Origin of the sequence: Aquabacterium sp. NJ1 (genome assembly GCF_000768065.1) — a bacterium.
GTDB lineage: Bacteria > Pseudomonadota > Gammaproteobacteria > Burkholderiales > Burkholderiaceae_C > Aquabacterium.
Genome location: NZ_JRKM01000001.1, coordinates 1,717,130 through 1,730,813, shown reverse-complemented (window position 1 = coordinate 1,730,813; position 13,684 = coordinate 1,717,130). Strand labels below are relative to the sequence as shown.

Here is a 13,684-nt window from a genome sequence, read left to right as displayed (position 1 = left end):
CACCATGCCCAACTCAGCGCCACCACAGGGTTCCGAAATCGACGATGCCGAGCTGACGCTCGAGTATCTGCTGCGCCGCATGCGCTTCAAAAGCGACTTTCCGGCGCTGTCGGCCTCGGTGTCGCGGGTGCAGGCCTTGTCCAACTCTGAAACTGACAGCATGCAGTCCTTGTGTGACGAGGTGCTGCAAGACGTCGCCCTGACGCAAAAGCTGCTGCGCGTGGTCAACACGGCGCATTTCCGCCGCGCCGGCTCCGACCCCATCAGCACCGTGTCGCGCGCGGTGGCCCTGATTGGCGTAGGCGGCGTGCGCAACCTGGCCTTGTCGCTGATGCTGCTGGACCACATGGAGGACAAAGCCCATGCCCAGCAACTGAAGGTCGAGTTCCTGCGCACCGTGATGGCCGGTACCCTGGCCAGCGAACTCAGCCGGGGTGCCAAGGAGGCCGAAGACGCCTACCTGGGGGCGTTGTTCCGCAACCTGGGGCGCCTGCTGGTGTCCTTCTACCTGCCTGACGACGCCGAGCAGATCCGCACCTTGTGCGAAGGCACGGACGAGGCGCCGCCGATCACCGAGCAACAGGCCGCCCAGAACGTGCTGGGTGTGTCGCTGGACAAGCTGGCCGACCGCGTGGGTGAGATGTGGGGCCTGCCCGAGGGCCTGCGTGCCTGCATGGCCCACCCCGATCGGGATGTGCCCAAGATGTCGCTGGCTGCGCGCCCCGAGCGCGTCTGGTGGCTGGCCAGCCTGGCCAACGACACCGCCGACAGCATGCTCAAGGCGGAGCCCGTCGACCTGGGTGACATCCTCACTGACCTGACCAAGACCTATGCCCGTGCGCTGGATCTGACGCCACATGCCTTGCAGGATGCCGCCAGCCGCGCCCGCAAGCGCCTGACCGACCTCACGCAGGCCCTGAACATGTCCGTGCCCGCGCAGTCGCCCGCCGACAAGCTGCTGGACCGCTATTACGTGGATGCGCCCAACGCCGGCCAGACCGACGGCCCCAGCGCCCGCGACCTGGGCCTCACCACTGAAAACGGCGCACTCACGGCCGACATGCCCCTGCCCGAGCAGGACACCGCCAACGTGCTCACCAATGGCATTCAGGACATCACCAACACCTTGCTGGAGCCCTTCAAGCTCAACGACGTGCTGCACATGATCCTGGAGACCATGCTGCGCGCCATGGACTGCCGCCGCGTCATCTTCTGCATGCGCGACGCCAAGACCGGCCAGTTGCTGGGCCGACTGGGCATCGGCGAGGGGGTGGACATCGTCAAGGCCGCCTTCAAGATCCCGCTGACCGTGCCTGCAGGCGGCACGCCCGACCTGTTCACCGTGGTGTGCCTCAAGAATGCCGACATGCTGATCGCCGACGCGTCTGCCGCCAGCATCGTGGGTCGCCTGCCTGCGTGGTTCCGCGACCATGTGCAGGCGCCGACCTTCCTGATGCTGCCTCTGGTGATGAAGCGCAAGGGCCACGCCGACATGGTGCTGGGCATGATCTACGCCGACAAGGGCAAGGCCAACACCCTGCAGCTCAATGAAAAAGAGCTGTCACTGTTGCGCACGCTGCGCAACCAGGCCGTGATGGCCTTCAAGCAGACCACGGGCGGCTGAAGTTCGGTGCGTGGATAATGCGCCCCCATGTTCCGCATCGTCCTGGTTGAACCTGAGATTCCGCCCAACACGGGCAACGTGATCCGCCTGGCGGCCAACACCGGCTGCGAGCTGCACCTGATCGAGCCCCTGGGTTTCTCCATGGACGACAAGCTGCTGCGCCGCGCCGGGCTCGATTACCACGAGTACGCCGCGGTGCGCCGCCACGCCAGTTGGAACGCCTTCATCGAGGCCATGCAGCCAGACCGATCGCGCATGTTCGCGTTCACGACACGCGGCAGCCGGCCCTTCAGCGAGGTGCAATGGCAGCCGGGTGACTGGTTCGTGTTCGGCTGCGAGACCCGCGGTCTGGACCCGGCTTTGCGTGAAACCTTCGACACGGCGCAGCGTGTGCGCCTGCCGATGCGGCCAGAGCAGCGCAGCCTGAACCTCAGCAACGCGGTGGCGGTGGCGGTGTTCGAGGCCTGGCGGCAGAACGGCTACGCGGGCGGGGCTTGAGGCTGGTTGGCATCTGAGCGAGCCAGGGGCACTGGGCGGTCAACTCCGCTCGTGCTCAGGGGCAGAGCCCTTCGCGCTCGCCAGGCATCAACAGTCCTCAGGACTCTTGATGTCCGGGCTCTCTCCCCCGTGTCCGGCTGCGCCGGCCCCTCCTCCTTTACCTCGCTGCGTTGACCGCCCAGCGCCCCTGGCTGGAGACGCTGCGGTTTGGGCTCAACCCTCGGCTTTGGCTTCGCGCCGCATCAAGGCGCCCACGGCTGCAGCCGGTGTCAAACGCCCATCCAGCACGGCAACCACCGCCTCGGTGATGGGCATCGCCACCCCCAGCGTCTGCGCGCGTTGCCACACGGTGGCGGCGCTGTAGACACCTTCGGCCACGTGCCCCAGGTCATGCAGGATCTGCTGCAGCGTCTTGCCCGAAGCCAGTTGCAGGCCCACCGTGCGGTTGCGCGACAGGTTGCCCGTGGCCGTCAACACCAGGTCACCCAGGCCCGACAAACCCATGAAGGTGTCGGCGCGGGCGCCCAGGGCCACGCCCAGTCGAGTCATTTCGGCCAGACCACGCGTGATCAGCGCGGCGCGGGCGTTCAACCCCAGCTCCATGCCATCGGCAATCCCGGTGGCAATGGCCAGCACGTTCTTGACGGCGCCACCCACTTCGACACCAATCGGGTCGGTGGAGGTGTAGACGCGCAGGCTGTCGCTGTGGAAGGCCGCCACGGCCTGTTCGGCCAGGGCGATGTCGGTGCTCGCCGCCACCAGGGCGGTGGGCTGGCCCAATGCCACTTCATGCGCAAAGCTCGGCCCCGACAGCACGCCGCTGCGCGCATGCGGCCGCAGGGCCTGGGCGATTTCATGCCCCAGCCGGCCCGTGCCTTTTTCAAAGCCCTTGCACAACCACAGCGTGGCCACGTCATCGGGCAGGCTCTGCAGCATGTTGCCCAAAGCGGCCATGGGGGTGCCGATGATGACCAGCCCGCCATCGGCGCGCGCGTGCGCCACGGCCTCATCGAGGTCGTGGCTCAGTTGCAGGGCCTCAGGAAAGCTCGCCTCGGGCAGGTAGCGCGCGTTGCAGCGGCTTGAGCGCATGCCTTCGACCTGCGCGGCGTCCCGTGCCCACAGCATCACCTGCGGGTTGTGGCGTGCCGCGCTGATCGCCAGGGCCGTGCCCCAGGCCCCCGCGCCCAGCACAGTGAGCTTGCGCGTGGCGAGCCCAGTCGTGGCTGCGTCGTTGGCCAATTCAGGCTTGGGGAACTTGACCGGCGGCAGCGGCTTGTTGCAGCTGCGACTCGTACATGGCCTGGAAGTTCACTTCGGTCAGGTGCACGGGCGGGAAGCCGGTGCGGTTGAGCACGTCGGCCACGGTGGCGCGCAGGTAGGGGTAGACGATCTGCGGGCAGGCAATCGCGATGATGGGCTGCATCTGCTCTTGCGGCACGTTCTTGATCTCGAACAGGCCGGCTTGCTTGGCTTCCACCAGGAACAGCACCTTGTCGTTGACCTTGGCGGTCACGGTGGCGGTCACGGCCACTTCGTACAGGCCGTCGGTCACGGGCTCGGCGTGCAGGTTCAGTTGCACATCAACGTTGGGTTGACCTTGCTCCAGCAGGATCTGGGGGGCATTGGGCAGCTCCAGCGACAGGTCCTTCAGGTAGATGCGCTGAATCGAGAACGAAGGTTGGTTGGCTTGGTCAGTCATGACAGATCCTTAAACGAGGTGATGTAGGCCGGGGCGCTGCGGTTGGCGCAAAAAGTCCAAGCCAGAAAGACATTCGGGCTGGATTATGAACCAGCCCGATGACGGCACTGTCACACAGTGCTCAGGGTTTGCGCCGGGGCAAGGCCCCGCGTTTGAAGGTGTCGGCTTCAGGCCGTGTGACGCAGGCGGAACAGCTGCATCGTGCCCGTCAGCGTGTCGGCCTGGCCCTTGAGCGATTCGGCCGCCGCGGTGGACTGCTCGACCAGCGCCGCGTTCTGCTGGATCATCTGATCGAGCTGGGTGATGGCGGTGTTGACTTGCCCGATGCCATCGGACTGTTCGGCCGCCGCAGCCGAGATCTCGCCAATGATGTCACTCACGCGCTGCACGGAGGCCACGATCTCGCTCATGGTGGCGCCGGCCTCGCCCACCAGCCTGGCCCCGGTCTCGACCTTGTCCACGCTGGTGCCGATCAGGCTCTTGATCTCCTTGGCGGCCTCCGCCGAGCGCTGGGCCAGCGAACGCACTTCGCCTGCCACCACGGCAAAACCACGGCCTTGTTCGCCAGCACGCGCGGCTTCCACCGCGGCGTTGAGCGCCAGGATGTTGGTCTGGAAGGCGATGCCGTCGATCACCCCGATGATGTCGGCGATCTTCTTCGACGAGCCGTTGATCTCGTCCATCGTGGACACCACTTCGGCCACCACCGAGCCGCCACGCTGGGCGACCTCGGCCGCCGATTGGGCCAGCTGGTTGGCTTGTCGCGCGGAATCGGCGCTCTGGCGGACGGTGCCCGTCAGCTGCTCCATCGAGCTGGCCGTCTGCTGCAGGTTGCTGGCGGCGGTTTCCGTGCGCGCACTGAGATCCAGATTGCCGCTGGCGATTTCGGTGCTGGCGTTGTTGATGCTGTCCGAGCTGGCGCGAACCTGCGCGACCATGCCTTGCAGGTTCTGCTGCGTGCGGCGCAACTCGCCCATCAGGCCCTGGCTGGCCTGCTGCGAGGACAACTCCAGGGTCAAATCGCCCTCCGCAATGCGGCGCAGCAGGTCGCGGGCCACGGCAGGGTCGCCGCCGATTTCGGTGTCCACGGTGCGCTTCATCAGCAGGCTCAGGGTCGCGGCCACGCCCACGGCGATCAGCGCCAAAGCCACCACGGCGATGGTGGCGTTGCGGCCCCGCCGTTGTGTTCGATCATGGGCCTCATCGGCGCTGGCGCGCGCGGTTTTGAGGTTGTCCAGCAAGGGCGCGCGCAGGTTGCGCCAGACGGGCGTTTCTTCTTTGATCAGCAGGCGGATGGCGGTGGCGCTGTCGCTCTTGATCGCATCCAGCACGGCACGTTGCTTGTCTGCCTGGGCGTCGCGCAGCGGTGCCAGTTCATGCAGACGCGCCTCCAGGGCCGAGCCCTTGGCGGCCGTCAGCGTCTGGGCATAAGTCTTGTCGTAGCCAGATTGCGCGGCCGCAAAATTCTCATAGGCCTTGGGGTTGGCCGGGTCCAGCACCACGTTGCGCAGGGCCTGGCCCATCTGCAAACCCTGGGCGTACATCTCGGCCAGGCCATTGGCCACGGCCTGTTCATGCCCGATGTAGTCGTCGAACTCGCTCTGGGTGCGGACCAGCCCCCACAGGCTGACGGCCAGGGCCGCCACGAAAAGCGCGGCCGGAATGACCGTGCACAGCAGCAAACGCTTGTTGAAATTCATACCGATGACCTTGCCTTGACTCTTTGGTGCAGGCATCGGGAGGGATGACTGCCATCCTGCATGACGCAGAACAAGGCTTTTTTCGGTATGAGCGCCCGGGACTTGAGCTCAGGCAGCGCCGAGGAGTGGCAGCAGGCCGCCGCGCTTGTCCAGGTCCATCAGGTCGTCACAGCCACCCACGTGCGTGTCGCCGATGAAGATTTGCGGCACCGTACGGCGGCCGGTGATGGCCATCATGTGCTCGCGCTGGGCCGGGTCCAGGTCGATGCGGATCTCTTCGATGGCCTCGACCCCGCGCTGCTTGAGCAAGGCCTTGGCGCGCAGGCAGTAAGGGCAGACCTGGGTGGTGTACATCTTGACGGCTTGCATGATCGGGCAACGGCGGGAAACCGCTGGGGGTATGAGTGGCGATGTCCGTATTGTCACCGCTTGGACATGTCCGCCTGATTCATGGGGACTAACGGTGACATGTCACGCCGGGCCTGCGTGCGCAGACGAGGCCGGGGTGTTGGGCAGGCCTGTGCGTACCGGCCGCGGTTTCAGGCCTTGTCGATCGGCAGGTTGGCTTCGCGCCAGGCCTTGAGGCCGCCGGCGAGCGACTGGACGTTCTCGTAACCCATGGCCTTGAGTTGGGTCACGGCCTTGGCCGAACGCACGCCCGCGGCGCACACCACCACCAAGGGCAGCTTCTTGTTGCCGGGCAGGCCCTTGCCGCTGCCGATTTCACCCAGCGGGATGTTCTTGGCGCCGGCCACGTGGGCGGCGGCGAACTCGGCCGGCTCGCACACGTCGATGACCTGGGCCTTTTCCTTGTTGATCAGCTGCACGGCCAGGGCCGGGCTCAGGCCGCCACCGCCGCCTTCCTTGATCTGTTGCCACAGCAGCAGGGCGCCGGACGCACCGGCCGCCACCATCCAGTACCAGTTGTCAGCGATGTAGCTCGTGGAAGTCATGCAAAAAACTCTCTTTGTGTGCAGGGTGCCTGGAGGCAACGCCCTGCGGGCCCGCGAACCAATGGCCGCTCGGGCAGGCGAGGATTATAAAATCGCGGATTACGCTGGCCACGGCTGCCGGCACCACTTTCTTAGCTCATCGGGATCGACCTCATGTACAAGCTCGTGCTGATTCGCCACGGCGAATCGACCTGGAATCTGGAAAACCGTTTCACCGGCTGGGTCGATGTGGACCTGACGCCCACCGGCGTGTCGCAAGCCATGTCCGCTGGCCAGTTGCTCAAGGCCGAAGGCTACGAGTTCGACATCGCCTACACCTCGGTGCTCAAGCGTGCCATCCACACGCTGAACTACTGCCTCGACGAGATGGACCGCATCTGGTTGCCGGTGGTCAAGAGCTGGCGCCTCAACGAGCGCCACTACGGTGGCCTGCAAGGCCTGAACAAGGCCGAGACGGCCCAGAAGCACGGTGACGAGCAGGTGCTGGTGTGGCGCCGCAGCTATGACACCCCGCCGCCTGCCCTGGCCCCCAACGACCCCATGGGCCAGCGCCAGGACAAGCGCTACGCCGGCCTGCCCGCCGACCAGATCCCGCTGACCGAGTGCCTCAAGGACACCGTGGCCCGCGTGCTGCCTTACTGGAACGAAGAGATCGCCCCGACCATCAAGTCGGGCAAGCGCGTGGTGATCGCCGCCCACGGCAACTCGATCCGTGCGCTGGTCAAGTACCTGGACAACATCGGTGATGCCGACATCGTGGGCCTGAACATTCCCAACGGCATCCCCCTGGTGTACGAGCTGGACGAGAACCTCAAGCCCATCAAGCACTACTACCTGGGCGACGCGGAAGCCGCTGCCAAGGCCGCAGCGGCCGTGGCCACGCAAGGCAAGGCCTGATCAGGGCGTGATCAGACTTTAAGCATCAGGGGCTCAAGCCCCACACCACCGGGCAGTGGTCGGAGAGTTCCCGGCCACGGTCCTGAGGGTTGAAAGGCAGGCGCGCAAAGCGCCTGTTCTTGTTTCTGGCGGCCAGTTTGGTGTCGATGAGGATGTCGTCGATGTAGGCCTTGTGGTGGTCGCCGGCATCGCAGGGCACATAGGCCTGGCCCTCGGTGGCGCGCGTCAGGATGGCGCCGGGCGGCTCGTTGTCGCTCCAGGCCTGCATCAGGTTGATGGGCGCGGCTTCATCCGGGCCGGCGGGGTAGCGGGCGTCCTTTTCCAGGCGGCGGTTGAAGTCACCGAGCACAGCAAAGGCCTTGCCTTCACGCACACGCTGGTCGATCCAGGCTTCGACGATGGGGGCTTGCTGGCGCAGGCGCTCGCAGGGGCTGAAGTGGCGGTCCAGGCGGCCGTCGAAGCAACCGCTCTTGAGGTGCACGGCCAGCAGTCGCACTTCCTGAGGCGTGCCCGGGTAGAGCGTGATGTCGGCGCCGGCGCGCGTGGCGCCGTCCACGTCCAGCGCGGCGAGATCGCCGTTGCAGCGGTAGGGCAGCCCGTCGCGGATGGCAAAGCCCACCTTCTGCGGATGCGCGCGGTTCACGAAGCAATCGAGCTTCCAGCCTTTGCTGAACACCATGCGGGCCGCCTCGGGGCCATCCACTTCCTGCAGCGCGACGACATCGGCCTGCTGCTCGTCGCGCAGTTGCGCGGCGGTGTGCGCCAGCGCATCAAAGTCGGCCTGCGTGCGTGAGGGCGGTTGCGGCCTGCCGGGTGTGCAGGGGAAGGTGCGTTCGTCGCTGGCAGGCTGGTGACTGGTGCAGCGGGGTGCCATGTCGTCATGGGCCCGCGGGGTCATCAGCCAGTCCAGGTTCCAGGTGGCCAGGGTCAGGCTGCTTTTGCTGGATGAGGCGGTGCTGTCGAGCCAGCCGGCGTGGCTGCACGCGGTAAACAGGGTGGCGCTCAGGGCGCAGGTCAGCGCAAGGGCGCGCGACAGGAAGGGCGATGGCAAGGCGGGCTCCGCAGCGTTTGTGGTGGTGGGTCGGTGCCGAGTGCTTCAGCCCCGACCGTGTCCAACGCGCTGCCGCTGCTGTGCGCCGACACCCCGTCAGGGGTGTCTTGTGACAGGGTGTGACGCGTGATCAGACGCCCAGCGCAGCGCGGTCCAGCGTGTAGTTCTGCGGGCCGGCAGCGGCGATCTTGATGGCGCCGATGCGGTTGCCCAGGGCCACGGACTTGACCAGGTCCCAGCCATTGGCCAGGCCGTAGAGCAGGCCGCCGCGGAAGGCATCGCCGCAACCGGTGGGGTCGACCACGGCCGAGGCCTTGACGCCGGGCACGTGGGTCTTTTCGCCCTGGATGTAGACGTTGCAGCCATCGGCGCCCAGGGTCTCGATCAGGCCCTTGAGGTGCGATTTGGACAGGTTGGCCAGGCTGCTGCCGGTGCGGTCGGCCAGCATCTTGCCTTCGTAGTCGTTGACGGTGACCCAGGTGGCTTGCGAGATGAAGGTCTTGAGCTCTTCGCCATCGAACATGGGCAGGCCCTGGCCCGGGTCGAACACGAAGGGAATGCCGACGGTGTGCGCCTGGCGTGCGTGCTGGATCATGGCGTCGCGGCCGTCCGGGGCGATGATGGCCAGCTTGATCGCGGGGTTGGCTTCGATCTTCTGCAGGTGGGCCTGCCCCATGGCGCCGGGGTGGAAGGCCGTGATCTGGTTGTTGTCCTGGTCGGTGATGATGATGGCCTGCGCGGTGTAGTCGTCTTCGACCATGCGCACGTCGGCCAGCATCATGCCCAGGCTGTCGAGGTGGTTGCGGTAGATGGCGCCGTCCTTGCCCAGCATGGCCATGATGCGGGGGTGGCCGCCCAGCTGCTTGAGGCTGTAGGCGATGTTGCCGGCGCAACCGCCGAATTCCTTGCGCAGGGTGGGCACCAGGAAGGACACGTTGAGGATGTGCACCTGCTCGGGCAGGATCTGCTGGGCAAATCGGCCGGGGAAGGTGGTGATGGTGTCAAAGGCCAGGGAGCCGCAGATCAGAACGGACATGGTGATCCTCGGGGGTGAATCGGGTCAGGGGTAGAACAGCTCGGCGGTGTAGCCGGCCGGGTGGAGGTCGGTCGCCTTCAGACGCCATTGCAGCGTGGTGCTGCGCTGGCTGGGGGCGGCCGTGGGGATGCTGGCGGCAGGGGCGGCGGCGCGGGCGGCATCGGCCTTCGCGTCGGCCGTGTCCAGCCATTGCGCATCGTGCGGAGAGAACACGCGGCGCGCGATCACGGCGCCGCTGTCATCGGTCAGGGTGAGGTCCACATGGGGCCAGGCCAGGTCGATGCCGGCCTGGTTGTGCACGACCACGGTGAGGCGGTAGATGTCCGGGCCTTCGGAGGTGGTGCGCACCAGCTCCAGGTTGTCGACCTGCAGGGCTTCCAGGCGCAGCGGCGGGGCCAGCTTGCAGCCCACCATGTCGCACCATTGCGTGAGCAGGGGGCGGCTGGCGGGGTGGTAGGCGGCGACCAGATCACGGAACTGGTGGACCATCTGCAGGCCCAGGGTCAGCAGCAGGCTCAAGGCCATCAGCGACAACACACCGCGCACGGCGGGATGGCGCCAGAAGGCCTTGCGTTGCGCGCGTTTGAGGAACTCGGGTGTCTGGTCGCCGGGCGCGCGGCCGCGTGTGCCGGACTTGCCGGGGCGTGCGCTGGGCGGGGGCAGGGCCAGTTCGTTTTCCTGCTCGTCGGCAAAGCGCGAGGGCTGGGTCGACAGATCGTCTTCGGATTCGCGCTGGGGGGCGAGCGAGGTGGTGGGGGCCGCAGCGGGCGCGCGCAGGGCCGATGTCGGCGCGGCGCCAGGCTTGGGCAGCGGGGCGGGTGCCGGGGTCTGGGCCGGCGCGGCGGGGGGCTCGTCGTGCAACGATGAGGGGCCGAAGTCCGAGGCCCAGTCTTCCTCGGCGTCGATCATGGCGTCGCTGGGGAACTGGGCGTCGGCGAACTCGGGGCCGCGCCCACGGCGGTGCGGCGCGCGGCGCTCGCGCTCCGAGGGCATGAGGTAGCGCGAGTCCAGCGCATCGGCCTCGTCGGTGCTGGGCACGTCTTCGGGGGGCTCGTCCAGCCAGGGCTGCGGTGCAGGCTCCGATGGGGCAGGCTGCGCGTAGGCCGCCGGTTCGGATTCGAACTCGGGCTCGGCCATGGGCTGCGGCGTTGCAAAGGCCGCGGGTGCAGGCGGCACGCGGCCACGCGAGGTGGCGGCCAGCACGACTTCCAGCGGCGTGTTGTCGTCCACGGCGATGGCCGTGTCCAGCTCGAAATCGGTGGTGCCTTCGATGGGCGTGGGGTCCAGCGCCAGGTCGTCTTCCTGCAGGGGCGCGCGCGTGGGTTCGGGCGATGGCGGCAGGCGGGACGAGGCGAAGTTGGCCGGCTGGGTGCGCTCCCAGCCATCGGGCGGCTGGGACTCGATGCCCAGGTTCAGTTCTTCGTCGGACAGCAGCGCTTGTGAGCCCAGGTCGTTCGCCGTGGTATCGGCAATGTTGTGGGCCACGTCATGGGCCATGCCACCCGTCATGGCGCCTGGTGACGAGGCGACGGGGGCGGGCTCGGGGGCCGGTGTCGGTTGTGGCGGGGTACGGGCCTCTGGGGTGCTCACCGCTGGGGCGCTGACTTGAGCAGGCCGAGGTGGCGGCGGGTCCTTGTCGAGGTCAAACAGCGCAGGCAGTGCGTTGAACACCTCGTTGCAGCGGCCACAGCGCACCCAGCCTTCCGAGACCTTCAATTGGTCTTGGACGACTTTGAAGATCGTGCCGCAGTGGGAACAACGCGTGGCCAGGCTCATGGCGCGAGTTTATGTCACCGTGAGGGGTGCTTCGGCAGCGCCCTCAGGATCGAGCCTGCCGCTTCGTTGGCGGCTTGCAACTGCGTGTGAACCCGGGCTTGCGTTGGGCAAAGGCCGGTCCGGATCGGGCTGGCCCGATCAGACGGACTTTTGCGCCGTCATCAGGATCCAGCCTTCTTCGCTGTTGGCCACCTGCAGTTGCAGGCCAACTTCCGCGTAGGCGTCCTTCAACTCCTGCTCCTGGCGAGCCAGGATGCCGGCGAGCACGAGGTGGCCACCGGGCGCCACATGACCGGCCAGCAGCGGGGCCAGCATCTTCAAAGGCGTGGCCAGGATGTTGGCCAGCACGACGGGGTAGACCTGTGCCGCTTCACCCACCAGATCCGGCAGGCCCGCGTTGATGGGCAGCTTGCCCTCGGCGGACTTCAGGTGCGACAGGTTGGCCTCGGCATTGGCGTGGGTGGATTCCACCGCGGCCGGGTCGATGTCGACCGCATCTACCACGCCCGAGCCATGCAGCGCGGCACCGATGGCCAGGATGCCCGAGCCGCAGCCGTAGTCCAGCACACGCTGGCCCTGGTAGGCCGCGCTGTTTTGCGCGATCCACTTCAGGCACATGCGGGTGGTGGGGTGGGTGCCGGTGCCAAAGGCCAGGCCCGGGTCCAGGCGCATCACGGTCTTGGCCGCGGCGGGCACCTCGTGCCAGGTGGGCACGATGTAGAAGCTGTCGGTGATGGGCACGGGCTGGAACTGCGACTGTGTCAGCCGCACCCAGTCCTGCTCATCGACCGGCTGGATACCTTGCACGTGGATGTCGCTGGCCCAGTCCTGCGCAAGGATCAGGGTCACGGCTTCCAGGGCTTCGGCTTCGCTGGGGAACAGGCTCTTGATGGTCGAGCGTTGCCAGGCTTCGCGCGCCACAGGCATGCCGGGCTCACCCCACAGGGCTTCTTCGTGTTCGGTATCGGCATCAGCGTCTTCAACCGACACGGACAAGGCATCGATCTCCATGAGCGCATCGCTCAGGGTCTCGACTTCGGCCTCCTTGGCCAGCAGGGTGAGTTCAAACAAAGGCATGTCTGTGGCCTGGTCGGGCTCAGCGCTTGCGCGCGGCCATCCAGCTTTCAAGGTAATGGATGTCGGTGCCGCCTTCGACGAACTTGGCGTCGACCATCAGCTCGCGGTGCAGCGGGATGTTGGTCTGGATGCCTTCGACCACCGTCTCGGACAAGGCGGTGCGCATGCGGGCCAGGGCCTGCTCGCGGGTGTCGCCGTGCACGATGATCTTGCCGATCATGGAGTCGTAGTTGGGCGGCACGTAGTAGTTCGTGTAGGCATGCGAGTCCACGCGCACGCCGGGGCCGCCGGGTGCGTGCCAGGTCGTGATGCGGCCAGGCGAGGGGATGAACTTCACCGGGTCTTCGGCGTTGATGCGGCACTCGATGGCATGGCCGCGCAACTCGACCTGGCGTTGCGTGAAGGGCAGCTTTTCGCCAGCGGCCACGCGGATCTGCATCTGCACGATGTCGATGCCGCTGGTCATCTCGGTGACGGGGTGCTCCACCTGCACGCGGGTGTTCATCTCGATGAAGTAGAACTCGCCGTTCTCGTACAGGAACTCGAAGGTGCCTGCGCCACGGTAGCCGATCTTCTTGCAGGCCGCGGCACAGCGCTCGCCCACCTTCTCGATGACGCGGCGGTTGATGCCGGGCGCCGGTGCTTCTTCGATGATCTTCTGGTGGCGGCGCTGCATGGAGCAGTCGCGCTCGCCCAGCCACACGGCGTTCTTGTGCGTGTCGGCCAGGATCTGGATCTCCACATGGCGTGGGTGCTCCAGGAACTTCTCCATGTAGACCTCGGGGTTGCCGAAGGCGGCACCCGCTTCGGCCTTGGTGGTCTGCACGGCGTGGATCAGCGCGGCTTCGGTGTGCACCACGCGCATGCCACGGCCACCGCCGCCGCCTGCGGCCTTGATGATGACCGGGTAGCCCACGGTGCGGGCGATCTTGATGATCTCTTTCGGATCATCCGGCAAAGCGCCTTCGGAGCCGGGCACGCAAGGCACGCCAGACTTGATCATGGCCTGCTTGGCCGAGACCTTGTCACCCATGATGCGGATGGACTCGGGCGTCGGGCCGATGAAGGTGAAGCCGCTCTGTTCGACGCGCTCGGCGAAGTCGGCGTTCTCGGACAGGAAGCCGTAGCCGGGGTGGATGGCTTCGGCGTCGGTCACTTCAGCGGCCGAGATGATGGCCGGCATGTGCAGGTAGCTCTGCGCCGAGGGGGCCGGGCCGATGCACACGGCCTCGTCGGCCAGCTTCACGTACTTGGCGTCGCGGTCGGCCTCGGAGTAGACGACCACGGACTGGATGCCCATTTCACGGCACGCCCGCTGGATGCGCAACGCGATCTCGCCACGATTGGCGATCAGGATCTTCTTGAACATGGCA

General features: G+C 66.7%; 13 protein-coding genes. 3 read left to right on the top strand and 10 right to left on the bottom strand.

From position 1 onward, the window contains the following. Positions 1–4 precede the first annotated feature (4 nt). Both JY96_RS07375 and trmL read left to right on the top strand, forming a co-directional pair. Positions 5–1,624, top strand: a complete 1,620-nt coding sequence (locus tag JY96_RS07375) for an HDOD domain-containing protein (protein ID WP_161784257.1) — start codon at positions 5–7, stop codon at positions 1,622–1,624. Positions 1,625–1,651: 27 nt separating this feature from the next. After that, positions 1,652–2,122 carry a tRNA (uridine(34)/cytosine(34)/5-carboxymethylaminomethyluridine(34)-2'-O)-methyltransferase TrmL gene (gene trmL, locus JY96_RS07370; RefSeq protein WP_035036232.1) on the top strand — a complete coding sequence of 157 codons (471 nt, stop codon included), beginning with the start codon at positions 1,652–1,654 and terminating at the stop codon, positions 2,120–2,122. A 213-nt stretch (positions 2,123–2,335) separates the two neighbouring features. Here trmL and JY96_RS07365 read toward each other — a convergent pair whose 3' ends face one another. From JY96_RS07365 to JY96_RS07345, 5 genes are all read right to left on the bottom strand, one after another. Then, a complete protein-coding gene (locus JY96_RS07365; RefSeq protein WP_052162244.1) occupies positions 2,336–3,361 on the bottom strand; it encodes an NAD(P)H-dependent glycerol-3-phosphate dehydrogenase in 1,026 nt (341 codons plus the stop codon). A 1-nt stretch (position 3,362) separates the two neighbouring features. Beyond that, positions 3,363–3,821 (bottom strand): protein-export chaperone SecB, encoded by a 459-nt coding sequence (gene secB / locus JY96_RS07360; RefSeq protein WP_035036229.1) that lies wholly within the window; start codon positions 3,819–3,821, stop codon positions 3,363–3,365. A gap of 167 nt (positions 3,822–3,988) precedes the next feature. Continuing rightward, complete coding sequence (locus JY96_RS24195) at positions 3,989–5,521, bottom strand: methyl-accepting chemotaxis protein (protein ID WP_035041623.1); 1,533 nt, start codon at positions 5,519–5,521, stop codon at positions 3,989–3,991. 108 nt (positions 5,522–5,629) lie between these two features. Then, positions 5,630–5,890 carry a glutaredoxin 3 gene (grxC, locus tag JY96_RS07350; RefSeq protein WP_035036227.1) on the bottom strand — a complete coding sequence of 87 codons (261 nt, stop codon included), beginning with the start codon at positions 5,888–5,890 and terminating at the stop codon, positions 5,630–5,632. A 170-nt stretch (positions 5,891–6,060) separates the two neighbouring features. Continuing rightward, the gene (locus tag JY96_RS07345; RefSeq protein WP_035036225.1) at positions 6,061–6,474 is read right to left on the bottom strand and encodes a rhodanese-like domain-containing protein; all 414 of its coding nucleotides are present in this window, start codon (positions 6,472–6,474) and stop codon (positions 6,061–6,063) included. 153 nt (positions 6,475–6,627) lie between these two features. On the opposite strand from JY96_RS07345, the gene gpmA reads away from it, so the two are divergent. Next, positions 6,628–7,371 (top strand): 2,3-diphosphoglycerate-dependent phosphoglycerate mutase, encoded by a 744-nt coding sequence (gpmA, locus tag JY96_RS07340; protein ID WP_035036223.1) that lies wholly within the window; start codon positions 6,628–6,630, stop codon positions 7,369–7,371. A 25-nt stretch (positions 7,372–7,396) separates the two neighbouring features. Here gpmA and JY96_RS07335 read toward each other — a convergent pair whose 3' ends face one another. From JY96_RS07335 to accC, 5 genes are all read right to left on the bottom strand, one after another. Beyond that, positions 7,397–8,422: an endonuclease/exonuclease/phosphatase family protein gene (locus tag JY96_RS07335; protein ID WP_052162243.1), complete on the bottom strand. Its 1,026-nt coding sequence runs from the start codon at positions 8,420–8,422 to the stop codon at positions 7,397–7,399. Positions 8,423–8,552: 130 nt separating this feature from the next. Then, positions 8,553–9,458: a carbohydrate kinase family protein gene (locus tag JY96_RS07330; RefSeq protein WP_035036219.1), complete on the bottom strand. Its 906-nt coding sequence runs from the start codon at positions 9,456–9,458 to the stop codon at positions 8,553–8,555. Positions 9,459–9,482: 24 nt separating this feature from the next. Continuing rightward, entirely contained in the window at positions 9,483–11,234 is a 1,752-nt protein-coding gene (locus JY96_RS07325) for a zinc-ribbon and DUF3426 domain-containing protein (RefSeq protein ID WP_035036217.1), read from the bottom strand. A gap of 138 nt (positions 11,235–11,372) precedes the next feature. Next, positions 11,373–12,305: a 50S ribosomal protein L11 methyltransferase gene (prmA, locus tag JY96_RS07320; protein ID WP_035041621.1), complete on the bottom strand. Its 933-nt coding sequence runs from the start codon at positions 12,303–12,305 to the stop codon at positions 11,373–11,375. A 25-nt stretch (positions 12,306–12,330) separates the two neighbouring features. Continuing rightward, positions 12,331–13,680 (bottom strand): acetyl-CoA carboxylase biotin carboxylase subunit, encoded by a 1,350-nt coding sequence (accC, locus tag JY96_RS07315; RefSeq protein WP_035036215.1) that lies wholly within the window; start codon positions 13,678–13,680, stop codon positions 12,331–12,333. Positions 13,681–13,684 lie beyond the last annotated feature (4 nt).

Coding starts and splice junctions, on each gene's coding strand:
- JY96_RS07375 (WP_161784257.1), top strand. CDS start 5: ATGCCCAACTCAGCGCCACCACAGGGTTCCGAAATCGACGATGCCGAG.
- trmL (WP_035036232.1), top strand. CDS start 1,652: ATGTTCCGCATCGTCCTGGTTGAACCTGAGATTCCGCCCAACACGGGC.
- secB (WP_035036229.1), bottom strand. CDS start 3,821: ATGACTGACCAAGCCAACCAACCTTCGTTCTCGATTCAGCGCATCTAC.
- JY96_RS24195 (WP_035041623.1), bottom strand. CDS start 5,521: ATGAATTTCAACAAGCGTTTGCTGCTGTGCACGGTCATTCCGGCCGCG.
- grxC (WP_035036227.1), bottom strand. CDS start 5,890: ATGCAAGCCGTCAAGATGTACACCACCCAGGTCTGCCCTTACTGCCTG.
- JY96_RS07345 (WP_035036225.1), bottom strand. CDS start 6,474: ATGACTTCCACGAGCTACATCGCTGACAACTGGTACTGGATGGTGGCG.
- gpmA (WP_035036223.1), top strand. CDS start 6,628: ATGTACAAGCTCGTGCTGATTCGCCACGGCGAATCGACCTGGAATCTG.
- JY96_RS07330 (WP_035036219.1), bottom strand. CDS start 9,458: ATGTCCGTTCTGATCTGCGGCTCCCTGGCCTTTGACACCATCACCACC.
- JY96_RS07325 (WP_035036217.1), bottom strand. CDS start 11,234: ATGAGCCTGGCCACGCGTTGTTCCCACTGCGGCACGATCTTCAAAGTC.
- accC (WP_035036215.1), bottom strand. CDS start 13,680: ATGTTCAAGAAGATCCTGATCGCCAATCGTGGCGAGATCGCGTTGCGC.